Annotated in this window: 26 protein-coding genes; 17 read left to right on the forward strand and 9 right to left on the reverse strand. The window is 62.2% G+C overall.

What is annotated here, in order from left to right; all coding sequences use genetic code 11:
- The 3 genes from M1L53_RS08045 to M1L53_RS08055 all read left to right on the forward strand — a co-directional run.
- On the forward strand, nt 1–794 hold a 794-nt coding region (locus M1L53_RS08045; RefSeq protein ID WP_261949215.1), incomplete at its 5' end, for a hypothetical protein.
- Between the two features lie 3 nt (nt 795–797).
- Entirely contained in the window at nt 798–1,298 is a 501-nt protein-coding gene (locus M1L53_RS08050; protein WP_003946241.1) for an ImmA/IrrE family metallo-endopeptidase, read from the forward strand.
- The gene (locus M1L53_RS08055) at nt 1,295–2,296 is read left to right on the forward strand and encodes a hypothetical protein (RefSeq protein WP_003946245.1); all 1,002 of its coding nucleotides are present in this window, start codon (nt 1,295–1,297) and stop codon (nt 2,294–2,296) included. The genes M1L53_RS08050 and M1L53_RS08055 overlap by 4 nt, the downstream gene beginning before the upstream one ends.
- A 60-nt stretch (nt 2,297–2,356) precedes the next feature.
- Here the strand turns inward: M1L53_RS08055 and M1L53_RS08060 are convergent, their stop codons facing one another.
- A complete protein-coding gene (locus tag M1L53_RS08060) occupies nt 2,357–2,773 on the reverse strand; it encodes a helix-turn-helix domain-containing protein (RefSeq protein ID WP_003946231.1) in 417 nt (138 codons plus the stop codon).
- A 479-nt stretch (nt 2,774–3,252) separates the two neighbouring features.
- Between M1L53_RS08060 and M1L53_RS08065 the strand changes: the two genes are divergently transcribed.
- The 3 genes from M1L53_RS08065 (at nt 3,253) to M1L53_RS08075 (ending at nt 4,930) form a co-directional block, all read left to right on the forward strand.
- Nucleotides 3,253–3,408: a hypothetical protein gene (locus M1L53_RS08065; protein WP_003946253.1), complete on the forward strand. Its 156-nt coding sequence runs from the start codon at nt 3,253–3,255 to the stop codon at nt 3,406–3,408.
- A 145-nt stretch (nt 3,409–3,553) separates the two neighbouring features.
- Complete coding sequence (locus tag M1L53_RS08070) at nt 3,554–4,399, forward strand: SDR family oxidoreductase (RefSeq protein WP_054188805.1); 846 nt, start codon at nt 3,554–3,556, stop codon at nt 4,397–4,399.
- 48 nt (nt 4,400–4,447) lie between these two features.
- Nucleotides 4,448–4,930 (forward strand): DUF2505 domain-containing protein, encoded by a 483-nt coding sequence (locus M1L53_RS08075; protein ID WP_030536322.1) that lies wholly within the window; start codon nt 4,448–4,450, stop codon nt 4,928–4,930.
- Here M1L53_RS08075 and soxR read toward each other — a convergent pair.
- Together soxR and M1L53_RS08085 are read right to left on the reverse strand one after the other, a co-directional pair.
- Nucleotides 4,916–5,395: a redox-sensitive transcriptional activator SoxR gene (gene soxR, locus M1L53_RS08080; protein WP_050654499.1), complete on the reverse strand. Its 480-nt coding sequence runs from the start codon at nt 5,393–5,395 to the stop codon at nt 4,916–4,918. The genes M1L53_RS08075 and soxR overlap by 15 nt on opposite strands.
- Nucleotides 5,396–5,400: 5 nt before the next feature.
- Nucleotides 5,401–5,889 (reverse strand): FABP family protein, encoded by a 489-nt coding sequence (locus M1L53_RS08085; protein ID WP_003946270.1) that lies wholly within the window; start codon nt 5,887–5,889, stop codon nt 5,401–5,403.
- 99 nt (nt 5,890–5,988) lie between these two features.
- Here M1L53_RS08085 and arcA point away from each other — a divergent pair, with 99 nt between their 5' ends.
- Nucleotides 5,989–7,206: an arginine deiminase gene (gene arcA / locus M1L53_RS08090; RefSeq protein WP_003946210.1), complete on the forward strand. Its 1,218-nt coding sequence runs from the start codon at nt 5,989–5,991 to the stop codon at nt 7,204–7,206.
- A gap of 13 nt (nt 7,207–7,219) precedes the next feature.
- On the opposite strand, the gene arsC is transcribed toward arcA, so the two are convergent.
- On the reverse strand, nt 7,220–7,573 hold the full coding sequence (gene arsC / locus M1L53_RS08095; RefSeq protein ID WP_054188804.1) for an arsenate reductase (glutaredoxin): 354 nt from the start codon (nt 7,571–7,573) through the stop codon (nt 7,220–7,222).
- 94 nt (nt 7,574–7,667) lie between these two features.
- On the opposite strand from arsC, the gene M1L53_RS08100 reads away from it, so the two are divergent.
- The 4 genes from M1L53_RS08100 (at nt 7,668) to M1L53_RS08115 (ending at nt 10,952) form a co-directional block, all read left to right on the forward strand.
- Complete coding sequence (locus tag M1L53_RS08100) at nt 7,668–8,351, forward strand: SDR family oxidoreductase (RefSeq protein WP_050654500.1); 684 nt, start codon at nt 7,668–7,670, stop codon at nt 8,349–8,351.
- Nucleotides 8,352–8,393: 42 nt separating this feature from the next.
- Nucleotides 8,394–8,753 carry a GntR family transcriptional regulator gene (locus tag M1L53_RS08105; protein WP_003946225.1) on the forward strand — a complete coding sequence of 120 codons (360 nt, stop codon included), beginning with the start codon at nt 8,394–8,396 and terminating at the stop codon, nt 8,751–8,753.
- 48 nt (nt 8,754–8,801) lie between these two features.
- On the forward strand, nt 8,802–9,233 hold the full coding sequence (locus M1L53_RS08110; RefSeq protein WP_003946228.1) for a DoxX family protein: 432 nt from the start codon (nt 8,802–8,804) through the stop codon (nt 9,231–9,233).
- An 84-nt stretch (nt 9,234–9,317) separates the two neighbouring features.
- The gene (locus M1L53_RS08115) at nt 9,318–10,952 is read left to right on the forward strand and encodes a BCCT family transporter (protein WP_054188803.1); all 1,635 of its coding nucleotides are present in this window, start codon (nt 9,318–9,320) and stop codon (nt 10,950–10,952) included.
- Nucleotides 10,953–11,024: 72 nt separating this feature from the next.
- Here M1L53_RS08115 and M1L53_RS08120 read toward each other — a convergent pair whose 3' ends face one another.
- A complete protein-coding gene (locus tag M1L53_RS08120) occupies nt 11,025–12,533 on the reverse strand; it encodes a dolichyl-phosphate-mannose--protein mannosyltransferase (protein ID WP_054188802.1) in 1,509 nt (502 codons plus the stop codon).
- 74 nt (nt 12,534–12,607) lie between these two features.
- Here M1L53_RS08120 and rsmI point away from each other — a divergent pair, with 74 nt between their 5' ends.
- Nucleotides 12,608–13,438, forward strand: a complete 831-nt coding sequence (gene rsmI, locus M1L53_RS08125; RefSeq protein WP_003946264.1) for a 16S rRNA (cytidine(1402)-2'-O)-methyltransferase — start codon at nt 12,608–12,610, stop codon at nt 13,436–13,438.
- On the opposite strand, the gene M1L53_RS08130 is transcribed toward rsmI, so the two are convergent.
- Nucleotides 13,435–14,682, reverse strand: a complete 1,248-nt coding sequence (locus M1L53_RS08130) for a DUF2786 domain-containing protein (RefSeq protein WP_202425863.1) — start codon at nt 14,680–14,682, stop codon at nt 13,435–13,437. The genes rsmI and M1L53_RS08130 overlap by 4 nt on opposite strands.
- An 81-nt stretch (nt 14,683–14,763) precedes the next feature.
- Complete coding sequence (gene metG / locus M1L53_RS08135) at nt 14,764–16,362, reverse strand: methionine--tRNA ligase (protein ID WP_003946248.1); 1,599 nt, start codon at nt 16,360–16,362, stop codon at nt 14,764–14,766.
- A 21-nt stretch (nt 16,363–16,383) separates the two neighbouring features.
- On the opposite strand from metG, the gene M1L53_RS08140 reads away from it, so the two are divergent.
- The 3 genes from M1L53_RS08140 (at nt 16,384) to M1L53_RS08150 (ending at nt 18,093) form a co-directional block, all read left to right on the forward strand.
- Nucleotides 16,384–17,211: a TatD family hydrolase gene (locus tag M1L53_RS08140; protein WP_054188801.1), complete on the forward strand. Its 828-nt coding sequence runs from the start codon at nt 16,384–16,386 to the stop codon at nt 17,209–17,211.
- Nucleotides 17,212–17,287: 76 nt separating this feature from the next.
- Complete coding sequence (locus M1L53_RS08145; protein WP_042921287.1) at nt 17,288–17,671, forward strand: DUF6578 domain-containing protein; 384 nt, start codon at nt 17,288–17,290, stop codon at nt 17,669–17,671.
- On the forward strand, nt 17,668–18,093 hold the full coding sequence (locus M1L53_RS08150) for a DUF6578 domain-containing protein (RefSeq protein WP_042448984.1): 426 nt from the start codon (nt 17,668–17,670) through the stop codon (nt 18,091–18,093). Before M1L53_RS08145 ends, M1L53_RS08150 begins: the two co-directional genes overlap by 4 nt.
- A gap of 36 nt (nt 18,094–18,129) precedes the next feature.
- On the opposite strand, the gene M1L53_RS08155 is transcribed toward M1L53_RS08150, so the two are convergent.
- Both M1L53_RS08155 and M1L53_RS08160 read right to left on the reverse strand, forming a co-directional pair.
- Nucleotides 18,130–18,897: an amino acid ABC transporter ATP-binding protein gene (locus M1L53_RS08155; protein ID WP_003946239.1), complete on the reverse strand. Its 768-nt coding sequence runs from the start codon at nt 18,895–18,897 to the stop codon at nt 18,130–18,132.
- Nucleotides 18,894–20,342, reverse strand: a complete 1,449-nt coding sequence (locus tag M1L53_RS08160) for an amino acid ABC transporter substrate-binding protein/permease (RefSeq protein WP_003946214.1) — start codon at nt 20,340–20,342, stop codon at nt 18,894–18,896. Before M1L53_RS08160 ends, M1L53_RS08155 begins: the two co-directional genes overlap by 4 nt.
- Nucleotides 20,343–20,578: 236 nt before the next feature.
- Between M1L53_RS08160 and M1L53_RS08165 the strand changes: the two genes are divergently transcribed.
- Complete coding sequence (locus M1L53_RS08165) at nt 20,579–21,703, forward strand: resuscitation-promoting factor (RefSeq protein ID WP_042921286.1); 1,125 nt, start codon at nt 20,579–20,581, stop codon at nt 21,701–21,703.
- Between the two features lie 31 nt (nt 21,704–21,734).
- Nucleotides 21,735–22,862, forward strand: coding sequence for a resuscitation-promoting factor (locus M1L53_RS08170; protein WP_007729017.1), 1,128 nt, complete (start codon nt 21,735–21,737; stop codon nt 22,860–22,862).
- The last annotated feature ends 1 nt before the right edge of the window (nt 22,863 follow it).

Raw genomic sequence — 22,863 nt, forward strand, 5'->3', positions numbered from 1 at the left:
CGACGACTGAGCCGACCACGACGACTGAGCCGACCACGACGACTGAGCCGACGACCACGACTGAGCCCACGACGACTGAGCCGACGACCACGACTGAGCCCACGACGACTGAGCCCACGACCACGACTGAGCCCACGACGACTGAGCCGACCACGACTGAGCCCACGACGACTGATCCCACGACCACGACTGAGCCCACGACCAACCCTTCGGCGTCGCAACGTCCGAGCAGCAGCGCTTCCCCCGCGACCAACGCAACTTCTGCGACCAACGCAACTTCGCAGACCGAGAGTCCTTCGAGCCAAGCACCCTCCGAGACACAGTCTCCTTCCGAATCGCAGCCGAGTTCCGAGCAGTCGTCCGCGGTAGCGGCTCCGCCGGCTGGACCGTCTGATCCGCAGGGACCGTCAGCGGGCGGCGGAGCGCCTGCACCCTCTGCCGGTGGACCGCCTGCACCCTCTGCCGGTGGACCGGCAAACGCTGCGCCGGGCGCAGTCGCAGCCCCTTCCGCACCCGAGGTTCTGGCCGCACCCGCACCCGTAGCTCCGCAGGTACCGTCGAACGTTCCGAACGTCGCGGCTCCGACTGACAACCCGCAGGCATTTCCGACGGCGTTCACTCAAGGGCTTCCGCCGATTCTCAACGCCGCCGCCGTCGCCGGCGGTGTAGGCGGAATGGCAGTGGTAGCGGCCGGTGCGGGAGCACTGACTTTCCGCGGAGCATCGCTGCAGAAGGCGCGATTGGCTGCCGCGCGTGCCGAATTCCTGGCACCCGGATCACAGGGAGGTGCGTGAGTCGTGCCGGACAGACGTTCACATCGCCGCGTTCTGGCCGCGGTGGATGCCGTATGCGACGCAGCAGCGTCGTCGGAGGCTGTGTCACTGCTGACGGTAGTGCAGACAGTCGCCCGCGAGCGTGGGCGCCCGATCGAGATCGATCTGGAAACCCCGCTCGCCACCGGAGTGTGCGGTCAGCGCCGAGCCTACGACGACCACGACGTCATTGTCTTGGCCCCCGGACTTCCCAATGTCGAGCGAACTCTGGCACATGAGTTGGGGCACATAGTGTTTCGGCACGAGGGTGCCGAGATCGCCGAGGCGACGCTCGAGGTCAGTGACGATTTGATCGCCTACATGTTGAGTCAACGTTCTCTGCGGCGCAACGAACCCGTGCCGATGGATGACATCGCGGAGTGGGAAGCCGAGACGTTCGCGTCGATGTTGATCATGCGTCTGCGAACGATGAGTGGCCGTGGGACACCGCTGTCGGTGTTGCGGTACGACGAGGCGATCGGATGATCTTTTGGGCTGTGGCCCTTCTCGTCTGGGTTGCAGCCGGCGCGAGACTGGGTCGAGTTGTCGCGCGCACCGCGACGCCGTTGCGAATGTCGATGGTCTTTGCAGGCTTCTCGGTCGCATTGTCGTCGACGGTCATGGTGCCGGCGGTATGGGACATCGTCGATCGCATTGCGCCGGAGCAGCATGCCGCCGCGATGATCGTCATCGTCTTGTGGACAGCGTTGTCTGCGGCCAGTGCAGTCGGCGCCGTGTCTGCCTGGCCTGTGATGTCACGTCCGGCTATGCGCGGCCTCGCCACCGTGCTGTACTCGGTGGGGCTCCTGGTGGCGATCGCGGTTCTCTTCGGCTACCCGGCGCCGGCTCTGATCTTTATCATCGTCGCTCTGTCCCTTGTCATTTCGACGGGGCTACGGCACGTTGCGTGGGCGCCGTTGGGGCGCGGAATCGCGTTGATCGTGACCGGTTCGTCGATCCTGCTCGTCGTGGTCGTCGTGATGCTTGTCGAATCGATCGGTGGCACCGGCGCACTCGAATCGGATATCTGGACGGGCGCAGGGGTGTGGTTCATCGCTGCCTCGAGTGTTCTGATTGCGCTGGGCATCACGTGGGTGCTTCTCGAGACCTGGTTACGTGCGCGACGAGATCTGTACCGGCTGCGGCGGATGCACGCGCTTCTCGTCAAGCGATTCCCCGAGGTAGTCGACGCGGACAGCGCCGGGAGTACGTCTGTGCTGCGGGCATCGGACATGATCGCGCAGATCATGGATGCGATGTACATCCAGTCCGGCGCCGGGATGTTCGACGTCGGTGGTCAGGAACCGCCGCGGGCCGTCACTGCACACGCGGGGATTTTGGCGGGGTGGATCGCCGATCCCTTGGCCTCGGATGTGTTGGACACCAGGTGGATTGCGCCTCCTGAGAAGATGTCGGCGCGCCGATGGGTGTTGTTGTTGGCGAAAGAACTCGATGAAACGACAAAAGTAGGTCGACGTTCGTAGTCGACCTACTCCATGTCATTGCAGTGCTCGAGATCGAGTCAGTGCTTCAGCACGTTCACATCAGCGTGACGCGTCAGGCGGAACCTCTGGCAAACCTTCACTCGCGCGGAGCTTTTCAGCCATCGTGGTGAGTAGATTCTGCGATTCTTCCGAGAGGTCGAATGCACGGCTCGAGAGGCGGCGAAGCCCGTAGCCTTGGAGCTGTGAGAGCAGTTCGAGATCGTGATCGATCTTGGCTGCGTAGATGTCGTTGAAGAAGTAGTCGGGCTTCACCTTGAAGAACCGGGCGAAGGCTGCGACTGTCTCGTCTGAGGGGTTGGTGCGCTGTCCCGAGCGGAGCTGCGAGATGTACGGCTTGGAGATCTGATGGCCGTCTTCGATGAGCGCTGCCGCAACCTCGGCGTTGGTATGGGGTTTGCGCCCCGGAGGATGAACACTGTCGAACAGTTTGTTCAATCGTTCTGCAAAGTCAGCCATTGTGAACCGCCCCGTAATCCTCTCTAGCTAGCAATTGTCCGTTCAGTGAATCCTACGGTATCACGCGGATAACCGATCGGTAGCTCACCGTAGTCTGTTTAGTGGACTAGTTGTCAAATGTGTCCGAGATTCGATTCGTCCGGCCAATGAGTGCTCAGCTATGTCTCAGCGCACATTGAGTTTCCGCCACACGGAAATGTGCAGCTACGACTGCGCTATTCGAACCTTCCAGTACTTGGCCAATCTGCCCAATATCAAACCTTTTACCCGTTTTGGCGATATTAGCTATGCGTTAGCCTGGTTTTTCACAACTATTTCGATTGAAAAACTGCAGTTCAAGCGATGTTTGAAGGTTTGGGGTCGCGATCAGGGTGGCTGGTTGCGATGTCATGCGGATCACCTCGAGGTTGAACCCTGAACGGTTTGCCGGATTGCGATCTGTGCTAGCTAAACCCTCCGAGTGGGTGCAGAATTGTGACATGAAACACACGATGAGCGATGATGAATTGCGCCGCGCAATCCGTGAAATTCAGGATCGAGCCCACGACGCACGCAAGCGTGGGGACGATGTAGCGGCGGAAGAACTCGACCGTACGGTCAAGGGCTATCAAGAGCAGATGATGCAGCGTCTCTAGTGCTCGCTGCGGTCGTCTCTGTGCGGTGTTTGCGCGGAGTACGGCCGTGCCCCGCAGGTCGTCTTGCGTGTTTCAGGGCGGCCGCACCGTGCGTGCGTAGACTTTCCCGCATGTCCACAGTACGAGTGCGGGGGAGTGTTCATCCATGTCTGTAAGGTCGCTCGACGGCAAGAAATGCCTGATCACCGGCGCCGGTAGTGGAATTGGACGTGCAACTGCGCTGCGTGCATCAGAGGTCGGCGCCGAATTGTTTCTCACCGATATCAACAGCGTCGGATTGGAAGAGACGGTCGCGATGGTCGGCGCCGGCGGCGGCACGGTCAGCATGGCGAAGGCACTCGATATCTCGGACTACGACGAGGTCGTGAAATTCGGTACCGAGATTCACACTCAATTTTCTTCGATGGATGTCGTCATGAATATCGCCGGCATTTCAGCGTGGGGAACTATCGAGAACCTCGAACATCGGCATTGGAAGTCCATGGTGGACGTCAACCTGATGGGGCCGATCCATGTCATGGAGACGTTTGTTCCACCCATGATTCGTGTCGGCAAGGGTGGACACCTGGTCAACGTGTCTTCGGCTGCCGGACTTTTGGCCCTGCCGTGGCACGCCGCCTACAGTGCGAGCAAGTTCGGCCTTCGCGGGGTGTCCGAGGTGCTGCGATTCGATCTGAAGCGGCACGGAATCGGGGTCAGTCTGGTTGTGCCGGGTGGGGTGAAGACGCCATTGGTGGGAACCGTGGAAATAGCGGGTATCGACAGGAACGACCCGCGGGTCGAAAAACTCACGCACCGGTTCGAGGCGCGTGCTGTCTCCCCGGAGAAGGTGGCGTCGTGCATTCTGCGGGGAATCGAGAAGAATACGTACCTCGTATATACGTCCAATGACATCCGATTCGGATACTGGTGGGCGCGCAAATTCGCCCTGCCTTACGAGTTCGTGATGCAAAAAGCGAACGACCAGTTCAGTAAATTGCTCAAGCGATGAGCGTTAACTCCGCCGGGACTTTTATCTAGTCGAATAGGGACCAAAGTCATGCCGAAGAGTTTTCACTTCGATATCGAATTCAAATATCCGATCGACGACGTGCATCGAACTTTGACCGACCCGAATTATTGGAAAGGCAGACTCGGAGACCTTTATGCCACCTCGGACATCGAAGTTCGAGACGGATCGATCGAAGTATCCGTGTCCGAGGAAATCGACTCCGCCTCCCTCCCGAGCCTGGTCGCCAAGGTTGCGCCGAGTCGGCTCGGTCTGAAACGGGTCGATCGGTGGGGACCTCTGTCGGACGGGCGTGCAGCAGGGTCGGTCACCGGAATCGCGCGGGGACTGCCGATCCGAATCGAGACGACGCTCGATCTCACCGCCGCCGAGTCCTGCACGCGGTTGGTCGTCGACGGAACGGCTGAGGTGAAGATGCCGATCATCGGCGGCCAGATCGAGAAGTTGCTGAAGAAGACCGTCGAGGACTTGTTGGGGCGCGATCGGGACGCCGTCGAGTCATTTCTCGCCTGAGTCTGCACCGAAATCTACTTCCAGAACGCGCGCACCCGGGCCGGCGGATGCGAGTTGATCGTGCGGGTTGGCGAGGGCGCACCCCTCCAACGAGAGGCACCCGCAACCGATGCAACCGGTGAGGTTGTCCCGTAGACGTTCCAGTTGCTCGATGCGTAGATCGAGGTGGCGCCGCCACCCGGTCGACAATCTTTCCCAATCTGCGCGGTTCGGGGTACGGCCTTCAGGAAGTGTGCCGAGGGCCTCTCTGATTTCCGACAGCGGAATGCCGACGCGTTGCGAGATTCTGATGAAGGCGACGCGTCGAAGCGTGTCTCGTTGGTATCGGCGCTGGTTTCCGCTGGTCCGGCGACTGACGATGAGGCCTTCTCGTTCGTAGAAATGCAGGGCAGAGACGGCGACACCGCTGCGCTCGGAGAGCTGGCCGGGCGTGAGTTCCTTTGCCTTCCACGACGGCATCTCCATGGCGACTACCGGTCCGTCGCGCGGTGGAGGGTGGCGTGGAGATGATGCGTCAGCGGGGTGTCGCCGTGCGCCATCCACAGGTCGTATGTCAGCGTGTCGCCCTGAACGCGCATGACTCGCCGAACGTCGTGAACCGGTTTTGCGTCGGGTGATGCTGCGAGCGTGAGACGGGTCAAGGCGAGAGTGCCTTCGGAGTCGAGGGTGCCGCGATGGATCTCGACGAATCCGGTGGGCTGGCTGACCAGCAATTCGAGCTCACCACCCGGTGTTGGGCGCAGGTATCCCGATTCCATGTGAAGCGGTCGTCCGTCGGGGAGCCCACGAGTGCGCGACGAGTAGGTGAGAAACGGTTTCGGGGTGGGCGCGAACTCGATCTCCTCGGAGTACTCGAAGTCGTCGATGGTGGGGAAATGTCCGGCTCCAGCGCCGACCCAGCGCCCGGTGAACCTCTCGATTCCGGCGCCGTTCAGCGCCGCCTGATCCGTACTACTCATTGCCTGGTCCTCTCGCCTGCGTCGGATCAGACGTTACGCGGGCCGGTACGACAGCTGCTTATCCCTGCTGGGTGGGGCCTACGGGATTAGTGTTCACTCATGAACGCTTCTGGCTCCGTCCCCCTCGGTGTCGATTCCGAGGTGGGCCGATTGCGATCGGTCATTCTTCATCGTCCTGGCGACGAGTTGAAACGATTGACTCCGCGCAACAACGACGAGCTGCTGTTCGACGCGTTGCCGTGGGTGGACCGCGCGCAGGAAGAACACGATCAGTTTGCGACCGTCCTTCGTGAGCGCGGCGTCGAGGTACTGCTTTTGTCCGATCTCCTCACCGAGGCGCTCGAGGTCAGTGGCGCAGCGAGGATCCAGGGAATCGCGGCCGCCGTCGACGCACGCAAGATCGGCCACGCGCTCGGGCAACACCTGGCCGCCTACCTGCGAAAGGTGGAGCCGAAGGAGCTTTCGTCGATCCTTACTGCAGGAATGACGTTCGACGAATTGCCGATCGATGCCGACTCGACCTCGTTGGTGCGCAGGATGCATCACGGCGGTGACTTCGTGATCGACCCGTTGCCCAACTTGCTCTTCACCCGTGATTCGTCGTTCTGGGTCGGGCCACGGGTCATCATCACGTCCTTGGCGTTGTCAGCGCGAGCTCGCGAATCCTCGATAACGGATCTCGTCTACGCGCATCACCCTCGATTCAAAGGCGTGCGCCGCGCGTACGAGTCGCACACGGCTCCTGTCGAGGGAGGTGACGTGCTGCTTCTCGCGCCGGGGGTGATCGCAATCGGTGTCGGTGAACGTACGTCACCCGCCGGAGCAGAAGCATTGGCGCGTAGCGTGTTCGACGACGGCCTCGCCCACACGGTGTTGGTTGTTCCGATCGAGCAACGCCGAGCGTCGATGCATCTCGACACGGTCTGCACCATGGTCGAGGCCGACGCGGTCGTCATGTATCCGGCCATTCAGGACACCCTGGCGGCGTTCACTCTGCGCAAGGAAGACGACGGGGTGAGTATTCGCGGTGCGACGCCGTTCCTCGAAGCGGCGGCCGACGCCATGGGAATCGGAAAACTGCGTGTGATCGACACCGGACTCGACACGGTGACTGCCGAGCGTGAGCAGTGGGACGACGGAAACAACACCCTCGCCGTCGAGCCTGGCGTCGTCGTCGCTTACGAGCGCAACGTCGAAACGAACGCCAGGCTGGAGGCCTCGGGTATCGAGGTTTTGCGAATCGCGGGTTCGGAACTGGGGTCCGGCCGAGGTGGTCCTCGGTGCATGTCCTGCCCGATCGCCCGCGATCCGCTGTAAGCCGTCGACGCTGTCAGAGAATTTCTTCCACCTTGGCTGCAGGCCGCGCGAGGACGGTGCCTTTGTCGGTGACCACGAACGGGCGGTCGATCAGAATTGGGTGCTCGATCATCGCGTCGAGGATCTCGGATTCGGATGCATCGGCGAGCCCGAGTTCCTTGTACTGCGTTTCGCGCTTGCGAACGGCTTGGCTGGGCTCGAGGCCGGCGTCGGCGAGGAGTTTTTCCAGCTCGGATCGGGTAGGCGGAGTATCGAGGTACTTCACAATGGTCGGTTCGATGCCGGCGTCGCGGATAAGTCCGAGAACAGTCCGCGACGTGTTGCACCGTTGATTGTGGAAGATGGTTGCAGATGCCATGTCCGTCATTCTGCCTCTGTGTCCGAACTCGTGGGACAAACAGGGGAACAACGGACACCTCCGGCGCGCTGCACTTGAAGTACCGACTTGTGAGGAGAAAACGATGACGGAACATCGAAGTGTGGACGAACGGCGCGTGGTCATTGCCGGTGGGCACGGCAAGATCGCGCAGCACCTGACGTACCTGCTGGCAGGACATGGTGATCGGCCGGTAGCGCTGATCCGCAACTCCGCGCACGAGGGTGCGGTCCGCACACTCGGCGCGTTCCCCGTGGTGATCGATCTGGAATCCTCCACGGTCGAGGAAGTTGCGAAGGTACTCGACGGTGCCGACGTCGCGGTCTTCGCCGCGGGCGCCGGACCTGGTAGCTCGATCGAGCGGAAGGACTCCGTAGACCGAGCTGCGGCGGTGCTGTTGGCCGATGCCGCCGAGAAAGCGGGAGTGCGTCGGTTCATACAGATCAGCGCCATGGGTGCTGGTGACGAAATACCGGAGAACACCGACGAGATTTTTGCCGCCTACCTGCGGGCGAAGACGGCAGCGGAGGAAGACCTGAAGACAAGGACTTCGCTGGATTGGACGATTCTTCGGCCAGGACTTCTGACAGACGACGACCCCACCGGTGAAGTCCTTCTTGCAGAGCCACCCGTCGATCGAGGCTCTGTGCCTCGTGCAGATGTCGCCGCAGTGATCGAAGCGCTCATCGACGCGCCGTCCAGTGTCGGCAAGATATTGGTTCTGACCTCCGGCCCGCATACGATCCGCGAAGCGATCGAGGGTTTGTGAGAGAGAAGATGCTGTGACCGAGAAGATACGACGAGGGTGACGATGAAGATCGCGATCGAACACGATTCCTCCACAGCTCCGTACGACCAACTGCGGCAACAGATTATCGAGCAGGTTCACGGCGGCGGATTGATTGCGGGAACCAAGATCCCGACGGTGCGTGCATTGGCCTCGGAGCTGGGATTGGCGGCCAACACCGTCGCGAAGGCTTATCGCGCGCTCAGCGATCAGGGCGTGATCGAGACGAGGGGAAAGCAAGGGACGTTCATCGCTTCGGGGACCGATCCGGTGCAGGCGCAGGCGGAGCAGGCGGCGACCGCGTTTGCGCATAAGGTCCGCTCGCTCGGGTACTCCGACACTGAGATCGTCGCCATGGTGGAGTCGGCATTGAGAGGTGCGTGACACATTGATTAAGTTGACGCTTCAACTTAAAGCTGTCAGTCTTGGCTCATGAATTCGTCGATTGCTCGTGACCTCGGACTCCTCATCGCCCGTGTCGGCCTCGGGATCATCTTCATCGCCCACGGTTGGCAGAAGTTCTTCACCTACAAGATCGCCGGAACGCAGGCCGCATTCGAAGGGATGGGCGCCCCGCTCCCCAAGATTTCTGCAGTTCTGGCAGCATCCATCGAACTCGGTGGCGGCATCCTGCTCATCGCGGGTCTGCTGACCCCGCTCGTCGGCGCACTGCTGTTCCTCGACATGGTCGGCGCGTTCTTCATCGTGCACGCCGACAAGGGCGTCTTCATAGACAACGGCGGCTATGAACTCGTCGTCGCACTCGGTGTCGGTTCGCTCTTGATCGCTGTTATCGGCGCAGGACGCATCAGCATCGACGGATTGATCGGCAAGGGCAACGGTTGGGTTAAAACCCCAGCTTGATCGGGGTGAGAAGGCGGGTTCAACGGCTGTTGAGCCCGCCTTCCAGCTTGCTTTTGGCCCACAAAGTGACGAACGTAGTCATCTATGGTGACGAAATCTGATCGATCCGAACAAGATTCCGGGGCCAACGAAGAGCGCCCGGAGACGGGCTTTACTCGGGTAGGCGTTCGGACCGACTACGTGGTGTTTTCCGTGGCGGCCGCAGCGGTGCTGGCTATTGTCGTGTGGGGTCTCGTAGCTCCCGACAACCTGAACTCGGTAACCGGAAGTGTTCTCGGCTGGTTGGTGACGAACATCGGCTGGCTCTTCGTACTCGCAGCTTCGGCTTTCGTGCTGTTTTCCATCTACCTCGCTGTCAGTCGATTCGGCGACATTCCGCTGGGCAAAGACGGTGAGAAGCCCGAGTTCCGAACCGTCAGCTGGATCGCCATGATGTTCAGCGCCGGCATGGGCATCGGCCTGATGTTCTTCGGTGTCGCGGAACCGCTTGCGCACTACGTGACTCCGCCTCCCGGTACCGACGGTGGCGTCGGAACTGCCATGGCTACCACCATGTTTCACTGGGGTCTTCATCCTTGGGCGATGTATGCCGTTGTGGGCCTTGCCATTGCGTACGGGTCGTATCGCCGAGGACGCAAGCAACTGTTCAGTTCGGCCTTCATCCCGTTGCTCGGTCGCAAAGCCGAAGGGCCGATCGGCAAGGTCATCGACATCCTGGCAATCTTTGCGACACTTTTCGGCACCGCAGCATCTTTGGGGCTCGGCGCACTTCAGATCGGCTCCGGTTTCGAGGTAGTCGGCTGGATGGAAGAGGCCGGCGTATTCCTGCTCGTGGCCATCGTTGCGGTGCTGACCCTGGCGTTCGTCGCTTCGGCAGTTTCCGGTGTGGCCAAGGGAATTCAGTGGCTCTCCAACATCAACATGGTGCTAGCGCTGATCTTGGCCCTGTTCGTGTTCGTTCTCGGGCCGACCGTGCTGATTCTCAATCTGCTCCCGACGACCATTGGTGCATACGTTTCCGACCTCGCCCAGATGTCGGCCCGCACGGGTGCATCGTCGAATCCTGAAACCGGCGCGTGGCTTTCGTCGTGGACGATCTTCTACTGGGCATGGTGGGTGTCCTGGACGCCGTTCGTCGGCATGTTCCTGGCCCGCATCAGCCGCGGCCGCACGATCCGCCAGTTCATCGTCGGCGTCATCGCCGTTCCCACGACTGTCAGCTTGCTCTGGTTCGCGATCTTCGGCGGCGCGGGCATCGGCGAGGAACGCGACGGAATCGGCTTGTCCGGCCGAGGCTCGGAAGAGGCTCAACTGTTCGGCATGCTCGACAATCTGCCGTTGGCCGGAGTGACGACTGTCCTGGTCATGCTGCTCGTCGCAGTGTTCTTCGTCTCCGGCGCCGACGCTGCGTCGATGGTGATGGGGACGCTCTCGCAGCGCGGAACGCTCGAACCGAGTCGCTGGGTCGTGGTGTTCTGGGGCATGTTGACCGGTGGCGTCGCGGCGCTTCTGCTGTGGACCGGTGGTTCCGAAGCGCTCGACGGCTTGCAGACCATGACGATCATCGCTGCGGCGCCGTTCGTGCTGGTCATGATCGGACTGTGCTTCTCGCTGTACAAGGATCTTTCGCACGACCCGATCATCATTGCGGCGAAGGAGCAGAAACGTGCTCTCCTACGCCCGCGCCGAGGACGCCGTGTGGATAAGTCAGTGGAGTAGGACTTGAGCGGAGTAGGACTTGAACCGTGAAGGGGCACCGAACTGCGGTTCGGTGCCCCTTTTGTCGTCCGGTTATTTCCAGCTGGGCAACCACAGATGGTTCTGCCACGATTCCGGCGTGATCGGCATGGCGGTGAGTATCGGCCAGAGGTAGACGAAGTTGGCCACGACCAGACCGATGTACAGACTGACTGCCAGAAGTCCGGTGGTACGACGCTCGACGGACGCGCTCGCCTTGCCCAGTACATCGCCGAGGACCAGCGCAAATCCCATGACCATGAACGGGGCGAGTGCAACTGCGTAGAAGTAGTACATCTGGCGGTCGAGCGTCGCGAACCACGGGAGGTAAGCGGCACCGTAGCCCGTCAGGACCACGGCGTATCGCCAGTCCCTGCGCACGAACGTCTGCCAGATCGCCCACGCCAACATCGGTAGGGCCAGCCACCACATCGCCGGTGTGCCGATCAGCATCACGGCCTTGACGCAGCTGGCGGCCCCGCAACCGGTGACCTGCTCGCCGTCGGCGTAGTAGTAGAGCATCGGTCGTAGCCCCATCGGCCACGTCCACGGTTTCGACTCCCACGGGTGGTGGTTTCCGGCGGAGTTGGTCAGACCGGCGTGGAACTGGAGAACGTTTCCGCTGTAGTACCAGAGTGAGCGCAGCGCGGAGGGAATGAAGCTCCACGTGCCGCCCTCACCGATCTCGTTACCGACGGCGTGACGGTCGACGCCGGTCTCGCTGGTGAACCAGGCCCAGTAGCTCGCGAGGTACACACCGAGCGGAATGATCACCAACGCATACAGAGCAGGCCCGATGTCGCGAACTGCGGTGCCGACCCATGGGCGCTGCACGCGGTAGGCGCGGCGCGCTGACAGGTCGAAGGCAACACTGAGCAATCCGAAGAACGGAATGAAGTACATGCCGGACCACTTGGTTCCGCAGGCCAGGCCGAGCAGGATGCCGGCGCCGAACCTCCACCACCGGAAACCCAGCCGCGGACCCCAGGCAGAGTCGCCGATTCGGCCCTCTTCGTATACCTTCGCCATCCGTTCGCGGACTTGGTCGCGATCGACCACCAGGCATCCGAGGGCGGCGAGAACGAAGAAAGCCAGGAAGATGTCGAGCATTCCCAGGCGTGAGGAGACGAAGGTGACGCCGTCGACGATGAGCAGGATTCCGGCAATCGCGCCGATCAGCGTGGACCGCGTCATGCGGCGCACGATCCGGATGATCAGCAAGACCATCAGTGTCCCGACCAGGGCCGACGAGAATCGCCACCCCCAACCGTTGTAACCGAAGAGTGCTTCGCCGATCGCGATCATCTGCTTACCGATCGGCGGGTGTACCACCAATCCGTAACCGGGATTGTCTTCGATGCCGCCACCGGTCAGAACTTGCCAGCCCTGCGGAACGTAGTGCTTCTCGTCGAAGACAGGTGTGCCGGCGTCGGTCGGGTAGGCGAGCATCGTGAAGCGTGTGATCGCCGCGATAGCGGTGACGAAAGCGGTGACAATCCAGCCGCGCAATCTGTCGGTCGGGCCGAAATCAGGATCCGGTACCAGCGGGCCGGGACTACGCATTACCCGATCGCTCGTGGCGGGCGTTGGCCGCTCGTCCGTCTGCACAGTCACCTGGCAATCGTAGGCTGTCAGGTATGACTGGTCGCTTGGTACTCGCCGCAACACCCATGGGAGATGTCGGTGACGCGTCTCCGCGTCTTCGGTCTGCTCTCGCAACCGCCGACGTCGTTGCTGCGGAGGACACACGACGCACCAAGTCTCTGGCGTCCGCGCTCGAGGTAACCATCACCGGGAAGATCGTCAGTTTCTACGATCAGGTCGAGATTTCCCGGCTGCCCGCGCTGGTCGCCGACGTCGCCGAAGGCAAGACCGTCCTGCTGGTCACGGACGCGGGCATGCCGTCGGTCAGCGATCCCGGATATCGCCTTGTCGCCGCCTGCGTAGCCGAGAACCTCGCCGTCACGTGCTTGCCCGGTCCGTCGGCGGTGACGACGGCGCTGGCACTCTCCGGATTGCCCGTCGAGCGGTTCTGCTTCGACGGGTTCCCGCCGCGTAAGCAGGGGCAGCGCAAGACGTGGCTCTCTGCCTTGGCAACCGAGCAGCGAGCGTGTGTGTTCTTCGAAGCGCCTCATCGCCTTGCCGACTGCCTCGCAGATGCGGTGGAAGTGCTCGGGCCGAATCGCCGCGCGGCCGTGTGCCGGGAATTGACCAAGACCTACGAGGAAGTGAAGCGCGGCACTCTCGGGGAGTTAGCTGCTTGGGCCGCCGAGGGCGTTCGCGGTGAGATCACGGTGGTGCTCGAAGGCGCAGTGCTGGTGGCATCTGATCCTGCCGATCTGGTCGACGAGGTGGAAAGGCTGGTCGAGGGGGGAGCACGATTGAAGGACGCGTGTGCTCTGGTCGCAACGGCCGGAGTCTCCAAGCGTGAGTTGTACGAGACGGTCCTGGCCGCTCGAAAGGACTAGCGGGAGCGGTTCACGGCGGGTGCGCCGGGACGCAGGTTGGCGTCGTCGGCTGCAGCCTGGCCGGCGTGCCAGCCTTCGGCGTCCACGGACCGTCCGCGAGTCTTGCGGGTTGTCGGGAACAATCGATCGAATTCGGCGTCGACGGCCTCGGATGTGGTGGCGAGGATCGGCAGAAGATCCGCGACGTCCATCGATGCCGCGTCGGCCGCTTCGGCGGTGGCTTTGGTGCCGGCGTCACGCAGGCGGTGTCCGATGCGGCTGGCGAACCCGGCCAGGAATCCCTTGCGGAACGAGGTGGTGCGTGAGCCGCCACGATTGCTCGAGTCGGCGAATTGCATTGCACGGGTTGCCTGTACGAGCAGGGAAGTGAACAGCATGTCGACTTGCTGAAGGTCGACCGGAGTGCCGACGACGGTCGCGAGTGCAATGTCGCTGAACCAGACAGTCCTGACACGATTCGATTCGCCGATCTCGGTCAGGAGGTGAACCTTTTCCTTCACGTACGGGTTCTCGATGTGAATGCGTCGGGCATTGACGGATGTGTCGGTGACCCCGGCGCGACTGTGGAGCAGTGCGGAGTCGATGGCGTACCGGGTCATCAACTCCTGGGCCTTCGCGGTGAAAATCTCGGCTTCTTCCGCGAAGTTGGTTGCTTCCGCTTTGGCGAGTAGTCCACGAATTCGCTTGAGTACCTTGGCGTCGACCTCGGTATCGCCGACGCCGGCATAGCTGGTATCGGTGCGTTGCGACGGCCAGGTGGATGGTGGCGCGAGCAACACCGTCCACTGAGGTAGGCGCATCCACGATCGCGCGACGTCGACGATCTGCGAAACGAGGAAGTAGGGATCCTGGAACAGAAGGCCGGCCGCGAGGGAGCGAAAAACGTCGTCGTCCACGGTGATTCGAGAAGCGATGTGCCGAGACTTCGGATACTGCTCGCCGATTGTCTGCAACTGCCCCACCCATTCGAGCGGAGCGCGATCGGAGGCGCGCGACGCCTTCGCGTCGAACAGGATGGTGGTGGCGGCGAGATCGGCGTCGGACGCTTCTTTGCTTCGACGCGCCAGATGAATCAGATCCGCCGGCTGCCATCCGCGGTCGTACGCCGCGGACAGTTCGGAAACGAGATCTCGCACCGCGGAAACGGATTGAGGGCTGACCTCCTGAGTGGACACCCGCGCTCCGTTCCATGGCAGTGTCTGCGCCGAAGCGCTGGTTCGAATGTATGTTCTATTCGTCGTCATGGCTGGAGTGTGCACGTGGGGTCCGACACATCCGCCTGTAACCGGATATCTCGGACCCCACGTGCGGCACTCTCGCTTAGCTCATTCCTCGACGAAGCGGGGGAAAACTGGCGCCGGAGCAGGCAGTTTCCGGTTCGCGTCGATGCGAACCGCAATGTCGGCGAACTGCCGGTTCTCTTCGCTCTGGCCAAGCAGATCGAGGATGCGTGACGCCGCGTCGGGCATCACCGGCTGAACGAGAAGCCCGACGATACGGACCACTTCGAGCGTCACGTACAGAACCGTCGCCATGCGTGCCGGATCCGTCTTGCGCAGAACCCACGGTTCCTGCTTGGAGAAGTACCGGTTGGTCTCGCCGAGAACGCCCCAGATGGCTTCCAGTGCGAGATGCAGCGCCTGCACGTCGAACTCGCTGCGGCACTTGGCAAGCAGGGCATCCGCCGACGCCAGCATCGCCAGGTCGTCCTCGGTGAACTCGCCGGGGGTCGGTACCTGGGCATCGCAGTTCTTCGCGACCATCGTCAGTGAACGCTGCGCGAGGTTGCCCAGTTCATTGGACAGGTCTGCATTCATACGCGTCACGATTGCTTCGTGGCTGTAGCTGCCGTCCTGGCCGTACGAGATCTCGCGGAGCAGGAAGAAGCGGACCGCGTCGAGGCCGTACTGATCGACCATCGCGATGGGGTCGACGACGTTGCCGACCGACTTCGACATCTTCTCGCCCTTGTTGTACAAGAACCCGTGGACGAAGACCCGCTCCGGCAGTTCGATGCCGGCAGACATGAGGAACGCCGGCCAGTACACGGTATGGAAACGCGTGATGTCCTTGCCGATGATGTGCAGGCTCGCGGGCCAGAACTTCTCGAACTCCGCCGAGTCGACGTTCGGGTAACCCACGCCGGTCAGGTAGTTGGTGAGGGCGTCGACCCAGACGTACATGACGTGGTCGGGGTCTCCGGGAACCTCGACGCCCCAGTCGAACGTGGTGCGCGAGATCGACAGGTCCTTGAGGCCGCCCTTGACGAAGCTGACGATCTCGTTGCGACGAGTCGCGGGTGCGATGAACTCGGGATGCTCTTCGTACAGAGCAAGCAAACGGTCCTCGTAGGCCGAGAGACGGAAAGTGTAGTTGGACTCCTCGGTCCACTCCACCGGAGTGCCGGTCTCCGTCGACTGACGGGTGCCGTCGTCCAGGAGCGTGGTCTCGGCTTCGGTGTAGAAGGCCTCGTCACGAACCGAATACCACCCCGAGTAGGTGTCGAGGTAGATGTCGCCCGATGCGGCCATCTTTTCCCAGATCGCCTTGCTGGCGACCTGATGGTCGGCGTCGGTGGTGCGGATGAACCGGTCGTACGAGATGTTCAGGACCTTGTCGAGGTTCTGGAACACGTCGGAGTTCCGAGCCGCGAGTTCGCGGACGTCGATGCCCTCTTTGATCGCTGTCTGCTGCATCTTCAGACCGTGCTCGTCGGTGCCGGTCATGAAGAACACTTCATGACCGTCCAACCGCTTGAAACGGGCGAGCGCGTCCGAGGAGATGTACTCGTACGCGTGGCCGATGTGCGGAGCGCCGTTGGGATACGCGATCGCTGTCGTGATGTAGAACGGCGATCGTTCCGCGCCTTCCGGGGCAGCGGAGTCCGGGCGCGGGGTCTGGGAGGGTGAGGCAGGCACAGTCATGGTGGGCTTACTCTATCGGGCGTGAGCAAAGACCGTCCCGCCCCCGATGCCCCTGAGCCCTTGTCGCCTCTGATCGACGCACATACGCACCTCGACGCCTGTGGTGCGCACGACGCTGCGACCGTGGCCGAAATTGTCGATCGGGCCGAAGCCGTCGGCGTCGGACGGGTCGTCACGGTGGCCGACGACCTTGATGCCGCACGCTTTGCCGTCGACGCTGCGAACTGGGATTCGAGGGTTTACGCAGCCGTCGCAATCCATCCGACCAGGGCGAACGTCCTCGATGTCGACACCAGAGCCGAGATAGAACGGTTGGCGTCCGATCCGCGGGTCGTCGCGGTGGGGGAGACCGGGCTGGATCTCTACTGGCCAGGCAAGCTCGAAGGGTGCGCCACCATCGAGGAGCAGGTCGACGGTTTCCGGTGGCACATCGACCTCGCGAAGCGTCTCGGTAAGACGCTGATGATTCACAATCGCGAAGCCGATCAGGACCTGCTGCGGGTGCTGCACGAGGAAGGCGCGCCGGAGACCGTGGTGTTCCATTGCTTCTCCTCGGATTCGGAGATGGCCCGTGCGTGCATCGACGCGGGCTACGTGTTGAGTTTCTCGGGAACCGTGAGTTTCAAGAATGCGAAGGCGCTGCGTGAGGCCGCGCTGTTGGTGCCCTCGGATCAGCTGATCGTCGAGACGGATGCGCCGTTCTTGACGCCGCACCCGTTCCGCGGTGCGCCCAACGAGTCGTACTGCCTGCCGTACACGGTGCGCGCACTCGCAGAGATCCGCAGCGAGGATCCGCAGGCGCTGGCAGCAGCGTCCACGGCGACAGCGGAGCGCGTCTACAAGCTCTGACGCTATGGTGGTCTGACAGGTAACTCCGCGCCCGGGACGGTCGTGTCCCGGTTCGTCTACTGCGCGGAGTATTCAGATGAATGACTACAACGTGGTCACAGTCCGCATCGAAACGTGGGAATTCGAGTGCTGTGCACCGTTGCCGGTGGTCGGCGAAAAATCTGCGTGGGCTTTGCACCCCACACGTGAGTCGCTGTGGTTCGACGGGACGGTTCATGGAGGAATCTATCCCGACGACGTGGAACCTACGGCCGGGATCGTTCTCTCGATCCGACTCGAGCGCGGCGAGTTTGTCGAACAAGAACCCAGGCACTGGGTATTGGTACCTGGGAGCACCGATCACGTTCGAGTCGAGAAGGTCCCACGGTCTTTTCGCGGCATGTCGTCGCTGGTTGCCGGTCGTCGTGGCTGGATGGAGACGGCCGTTGTCGTCGAGCTTGCTCTTCCCGCGAGGGGATGAGGGCGCACAGCTTCACTGAGCCGACGCCGGTCGACTCTTCGGTCCGGATCGTCAGCGTTCATGTCGACGCGGTCGAAGTCGAGTGCTGCGGACCGTTTCCGGTGGTCGGTGAACCATGCTCGTGGACATTGACACCGCGATCGCAGGACGACGATTTCGACGGTTGGGTTCACGGCGGGATGCCGGCGTCTGGAGTCGTGACCACCGGTGTGGTGCTCGGGATTCTCGTGGTCACGACGACGTACGAGGAAGTCGGAAGTCCACGCATGTGGTTGCCCGTCGAAGGTAGCGAGACCTATCGAAGGGTCGAGGCCAGTCCTCGGTGGTTCCGAAGGTTCGGCGACTTCGACTTCGAGCCGCAGAATCGGATCGAGACCGGGCTGGTCGTCGAATTGGCCACCACCCGTGCGCCTTTCCGGTAGTCCCCACTACCAAAAAGGCGCACAGGGGGCTTGCCCCTAGAGAACCTTCGCCAGGAAGTCCTGGGTGCGCTGCTGCTGGGGGTTGCCGAACAGACTCTCCGGCTTACCTTCTTCGACGATGTATCCGTCGGCCATGAAGATGACTCGGTCGGAAACCTCACGGGCGAAGCCCATCTCGTGGGTCACGACGACCATGGTCATGCCCTGCTTGGCGAGGTCGCGCAGCACCTGCAGAACCTCACCCACCATTTCGGGGTCGAGGGCGCTGGTGGCCTCGTCGAAGAGCATGATGTCCGGACTCATCGCGAGTGCGCGGGCGATGGCAACGCGCTGCTTCTGCCCACCGGACAGGCTGGCGGGCTTGGCATCTGCCTTCTCCGCGAGACCGACCTGGCCGAGCAGTTTGACGGCGATCTCGCGAGCTTGCTCCTTGGTCGATCGCCCGGTCTGCACCGGAGCGAGCATCACGTTTTCGACGACGCTCATGTGGGGGAACAGGTTGAAGTGCTGGAACACCATCCCGATGTGCTGGCGCACCTTGTCGATGTCGACATCCTTGTTCGTGAGGTCGAACTGGTCGACGCGCACGGATCCGGCGGTGATGTCTTCGAGGCGGTTGAGGCAACGCAGGAAGGTCGACTTGCCGGAACCGGAAGGCCCGATGACGCAGACCACTTCACCGCTCTTGATGTCGACGTCCAGGCCCTTGAGGACCTCGTTGTCGCCGAACGACTTCTTCAGTCCCTTGACCGAAATCTTGACCTCGGTGGCGGACTTGCCCATGTTGACGGCTGTTTCGGTCACTTGTTGATCCTCTTCTCGAGGCGGTTCGACAGCTTGGTGAGCGCCATGATGATGATGAAGTACATGACGCCGATGATCAGCCACATGTTGAACGACTGGAAGTTGCGCGCGATGATGATGCGCCCTGTCTGAGTGAGCTCGGCGAGTCCGATGACCGACAGGATCGACGTGTCCTTGAGGGTGATCACGAACTGGTTGATGTACGACGGGATCATCGTGCGAATTGCCTGCGGCATGATGACTTTTCGCATCGACTTCATGTAGCTGATGCCCAGGCTTCGTGACGCCTCCATCTGTCCCTTGTCGACGGACAGGATGCCGCCGCGGACGATTTCAGCCATGTACGCGCCGGCGTTGAGCGAGAGCGTGATGATGCCTGCGGTGAAGGCGGACATCTGGAAATGCAGGGCTGCCGGGATGCCGAAGTAGATGAAGAATGCCTGCACCAACAGCGGTGTGCCGCGGAAGATGTCGACGTAGGTTGTGCCTATACCTCGGACGAACATGTTGGTGGACACGCGGCAGAGACCGAAGATCGCGCCTAGGACCAGAGCGATCGCGATCGAGACGACGGAGAGAACGATCGTCAACCACAGGCCCTTGAGAAGCTGCGGGTAGGTGCTCTTGATCAAGCCGATGATGGAGTTGTCCGACGTCGACGCGCCCTGACCGAGGTAGGTCGAGACGATTTCGTCGTACTGGCCGTCGTCGCGCAGGTTCTGCAGTCCGGCGTTGAACATCTGGAGCAGTTCGGCGTTCTGGCCCTTGTTGACTGCGAAGCCGTAGCTCGCGCCCACCTCTTTTTCGGTGACCGTCTTGAGGCCGTTGCCCTGTGTGATGCCGTAGGCGAGGACGGGGTAGTCGTCGAAGACTGCGACGGAGTTCCCGGTGCGGACCTCGTCGTACATGCTGGCGGAGTCGGCGAAATAGACTGTGGTGAAGCCGTATTGGTCCTTGATGGACTCGGCGAAGCTGGCGCCCTCGGTGCCGTTCTTGACGGCGACGCGCTTGCCCCTCAGATCCTCGTACGACTTCACGTCGTTGTCGGTCTCGAGGACCGCCATCTGCACGCCCGACTCGAAGTACGGGTCGGAGAAGTCGAACACCTGCTTGCGGGCGTCGGTGATGGACATGCCCGCGATGACGCCGTCCGCCTGGCCGGCCTGCACGGCCTGAAGGGCCGCGTCGAAGCCGAGCTGCTTGATGTCGACCTTGAAGCCTTGGTCCTCGGCGATCGCATTGAGCAGGTCGATGTCGATGCCGACGAGTTTGCCGTCTTCGTTCTCGAATTCGAACGGGGCGAATGTCAGATCGGTGGCGATCGTGTAGGTGCGGCCGGGTTGCGCGCTCGCGATTCCGGGGGCGAACAGCGCTGCGATCAGCGCCAGCAGGATGGCCAGGATCGGCCACCTGGCATTACGTGGTCTGTCGAATCTTCTTCGCACTATCGCCCAGCTTTCTTCTGTCGCGCCCGGGATCGCCGGACTGCTTTGAACCAGACGAGAACATACTGCGCCCAGAGCTGAATCGATACACGGGTATCGGAGCCGGAAAGTGCAGAACACACGACACGCCGTTGCCGTTCCGTGACAAAAGTCGCATTTCGTTGTGATTTGGTTGCCGATACAACGCTCGGTCGTTACCGTATTGTGATCGAACGTCGTCTGCCTTGGGATTTCCTGTGTCGCCTTTTGCCAAGATCAACTCCACGAAGTCACCACTTCTCTATTCAGTGGTGGGTGCGTTGCTTCTGACGCTCATCGTCGGGGGTGCGCTCGCCGTGGTTCGGCACAAGACGATCACCCTCGACGTCGACGGCGACATGATTTCGCTGTCCACGATGTCGAGCAGTGTCGGTACCGCTCTCGAGGACGCCGGATACCCGGTCGATCCCAAGGACGCGCTCGCACCCAGTGCCGATTCCTCCCTGTCCGATGGCGATACCGTCGTACTGCGCCGTGCCCGTGAGTTGGCTCTGACCGTCGACGGTCAGCCGACCACCATCTGGACCACCGCATTGACGGTCGACGAGGCATTGAAGCAGGTAGATGTTTCCGACGACTTCGCAGTCTCAGCTTCGCGCTCGCATCGTCTGCCGCTCGAACGGACCGAGCTCGACGTCGTCAGCCCGAAGACCGTCAGCGTCAGCGACGGTGGTGCTCCGGCGGCGGAGGTCAAGCTCGCCGCCGTGACCGTCGGCGATCTTCTCGCGGCCAAGAATGCGCCGCTCGAGCAGGCCGACTCGGTGGTTCCCACCGCCGACACACCCGTTACCAACGGCCTGACCATCCAGGTCACTCGCGACCGCACGGACACTCGCGTCGAGACGCAGCCGATCGCGCCGCCGGAGAACAAGGTCGAGGATCCCGAGCTGGAGAAGGACAAGACCGTCGTCGAGAACCCGGGTGTTCCGGGTGAGCGCACGGCCACCGTCGAGGTCAAGACCGTCAACGGCGTCGAGGCCGGACGAACCGAACTGTCCGCGACCGTGATCAAGGAACCGGTCGCAGCAGTGGTGAAGGTCGGTACCAAGCAGGCTTCCGCTCCCGCTGTGTCCAACGCGTCGACGTGGGATGCCATTGCTCAGTGCGAGGCGACCGGAAACTGGGCCATCAACACCGGCAACGGTTTCTACGGAGGACTTCAGTTCACCCAGAGCACCTGGGAAGCATTCGGCGGCGGTCAGTACGCAGCTCGCGCCGACCTCGCATCACGTGAACAGCAGATCGCGATCGGCGAGAAAGTCCGCGCCGGTCAGGGCTGGGGTGCTTGGCCGTCCTGCACCAGCAAATTGGGCCTGCGCTGACGCGCTCACACCTCACAGAACACAGGAACCGATGTCACCGTTCGCCAAGATCAACTCGACCAGGTCGCCGTTGTTGTACTCGGCGATCGCCGCTCTTCTCCTGACGGTTCTCGTGGGTGGTGTTCTGGCCGTCGTCCGGCACAAGACCATCACTCTCGATGTCGACGGTGAGCAGATTCGCCTGAGCACCATGTCGACCAACGTCGACGGCGCTCTCGAGGACGCGGGTTACCCGATCGGTGACAAGGATGCAGTTGCTCCCGCGGCCGACGCTTCGCTGTCCGACGGCGACACCGTGGTGCTCCGTCGTGCCCGTGAGATCACGCTGACGGTCGACGGTCAGCCGCAGAAGCTCTGGACCACAGCCTTGACCGTCGACGACGCGTTGAAGCAGTTGGACGTCGCGGCGGATGTGCACGTGTCGGCTTCGCGCTCGCAGCGTCTTCCGCTGGACGGCGCCGCGCTCGACGTGCTGACACCGGTCGTCGCAAAACTGGTCGACGGCGCAAACGCGGCAGCAGACGTGCGTATCGCGGCGCCGACGGTCGGGGAGTTCCTTACCGCCAACGGCACTCCGCTCGAGCAGTCGGACACGGTGGTTCCCGCCGCCGACGCTCCACTGACCGAGGGCCTGGAGGTCACGGTGACGCGCAACCGCACCGAGAACAAAGTCGAGACTTTGCCGCTCGATCCGCCGGATCAGCGCATCGAGGATCCGACGATGAACCAGAGCCGCACGATCGTCGAGAACCCGGGCGTGCCCGGCGTGCGTGACGTGACGTTCGCCGTGAATCTCGTCAACGGTGTCGAAGCCGGACGTACCCAGGTCTCGGAGACGATCACCACACCGGCGCAGCCGAAGGTCGTGCGTGTCGGAACGAAGCCGGGCACCGAGGTGCCGCCCGTGGAGAACGGTTCGACGTGGGATGCGCTCGCACAGTGCGAGGCCACCGGTAACTGGGCCATCAACACCGGCAACGGTTTCTACGGCGGCGTGCAGTTCGACCAGAACACCTGGGAACGACAGGGCGGGTTGAAGTATGCGCCCCGCGCCGACCTCGCCACCCGTGAAGAACAGATCGCGATTGCGACACAGACCCAGCGCACTCAGGGCTGGGGCGCATGGCCGTCGTGCTCGGGTCGCCTCGGACTGGGATAAG

Origin of the sequence: Rhodococcus sp. T9N, assembly GCF_024436645.1 — a bacterium.
GTDB lineage: Bacteria > Actinomycetota > Actinomycetes > Mycobacteriales > Mycobacteriaceae > Rhodococcus_F > Rhodococcus_F qingshengii.

Excerpts from the sequence above, each read along its gene's own strand:
- M1L53_RS08055 (WP_003946245.1), top strand. The coding sequence starts at position 1,295 with ATGATCTTTTGGGCTGTGGCCCTTCTCGTCTGGGTTGCAGCCGGCGCG.
- M1L53_RS08060 (WP_003946231.1), bottom strand. The coding sequence starts at position 2,773 with ATGGCTGACTTTGCAGAACGATTGAACAAACTGTTCGACAGTGTTCAT.
- M1L53_RS08065 (WP_003946253.1), top strand. The coding sequence starts at position 3,253 with ATGAAACACACGATGAGCGATGATGAATTGCGCCGCGCAATCCGTGAA.
- M1L53_RS08070 (WP_054188805.1), top strand. The coding sequence starts at position 3,554 with ATGTCTGTAAGGTCGCTCGACGGCAAGAAATGCCTGATCACCGGCGCC.
- M1L53_RS08075 (WP_030536322.1), top strand. The coding sequence starts at position 4,448 with ATGCCGAAGAGTTTTCACTTCGATATCGAATTCAAATATCCGATCGAC.
- soxR (WP_050654499.1), bottom strand. The coding sequence starts at position 5,395 with ATGGAGATGCCGTCGTGGAAGGCAAAGGAACTCACGCCCGGCCAGCTC.
- M1L53_RS08085 (WP_003946270.1), bottom strand. The coding sequence starts at position 5,889 with ATGAGTAGTACGGATCAGGCGGCGCTGAACGGCGCCGGAATCGAGAGG.
- arcA (WP_003946210.1), top strand. The coding sequence starts at position 5,989 with ATGAACGCTTCTGGCTCCGTCCCCCTCGGTGTCGATTCCGAGGTGGGC.
- arsC (WP_054188804.1), bottom strand. The coding sequence starts at position 7,573 with ATGACGGACATGGCATCTGCAACCATCTTCCACAATCAACGGTGCAAC.
- M1L53_RS08100 (WP_050654500.1), top strand. The coding sequence starts at position 7,668 with ATGACGGAACATCGAAGTGTGGACGAACGGCGCGTGGTCATTGCCGGT.
- M1L53_RS08105 (WP_003946225.1), top strand. The coding sequence starts at position 8,394 with ATGAAGATCGCGATCGAACACGATTCCTCCACAGCTCCGTACGACCAA.
- M1L53_RS08110 (WP_003946228.1), top strand. The coding sequence starts at position 8,802 with ATGAATTCGTCGATTGCTCGTGACCTCGGACTCCTCATCGCCCGTGTC.
- M1L53_RS08115 (WP_054188803.1), top strand. The coding sequence starts at position 9,318 with ATGGTGACGAAATCTGATCGATCCGAACAAGATTCCGGGGCCAACGAA.
- M1L53_RS08120 (WP_054188802.1), bottom strand. The coding sequence starts at position 12,533 with ATGCGTAGTCCCGGCCCGCTGGTACCGGATCCTGATTTCGGCCCGACC.
- rsmI (WP_003946264.1), top strand. The coding sequence starts at position 12,608 with ATGACTGGTCGCTTGGTACTCGCCGCAACACCCATGGGAGATGTCGGT.
- M1L53_RS08130 (WP_202425863.1), bottom strand. The coding sequence starts at position 14,682 with ATGACGACGAATAGAACATACATTCGAACCAGCGCTTCGGCGCAGACA.
- metG (WP_003946248.1), bottom strand. The coding sequence starts at position 16,362 with ATGACTGTGCCTGCCTCACCCTCCCAGACCCCGCGCCCGGACTCCGCT.
- M1L53_RS08145 (WP_042921287.1), top strand. The coding sequence starts at position 17,288 with ATGAATGACTACAACGTGGTCACAGTCCGCATCGAAACGTGGGAATTC.
- M1L53_RS08150 (WP_042448984.1), top strand. The coding sequence starts at position 17,668 with ATGAGGGCGCACAGCTTCACTGAGCCGACGCCGGTCGACTCTTCGGTC.
- M1L53_RS08170 (WP_007729017.1), top strand. The coding sequence starts at position 21,735 with ATGTCACCGTTCGCCAAGATCAACTCGACCAGGTCGCCGTTGTTGTAC.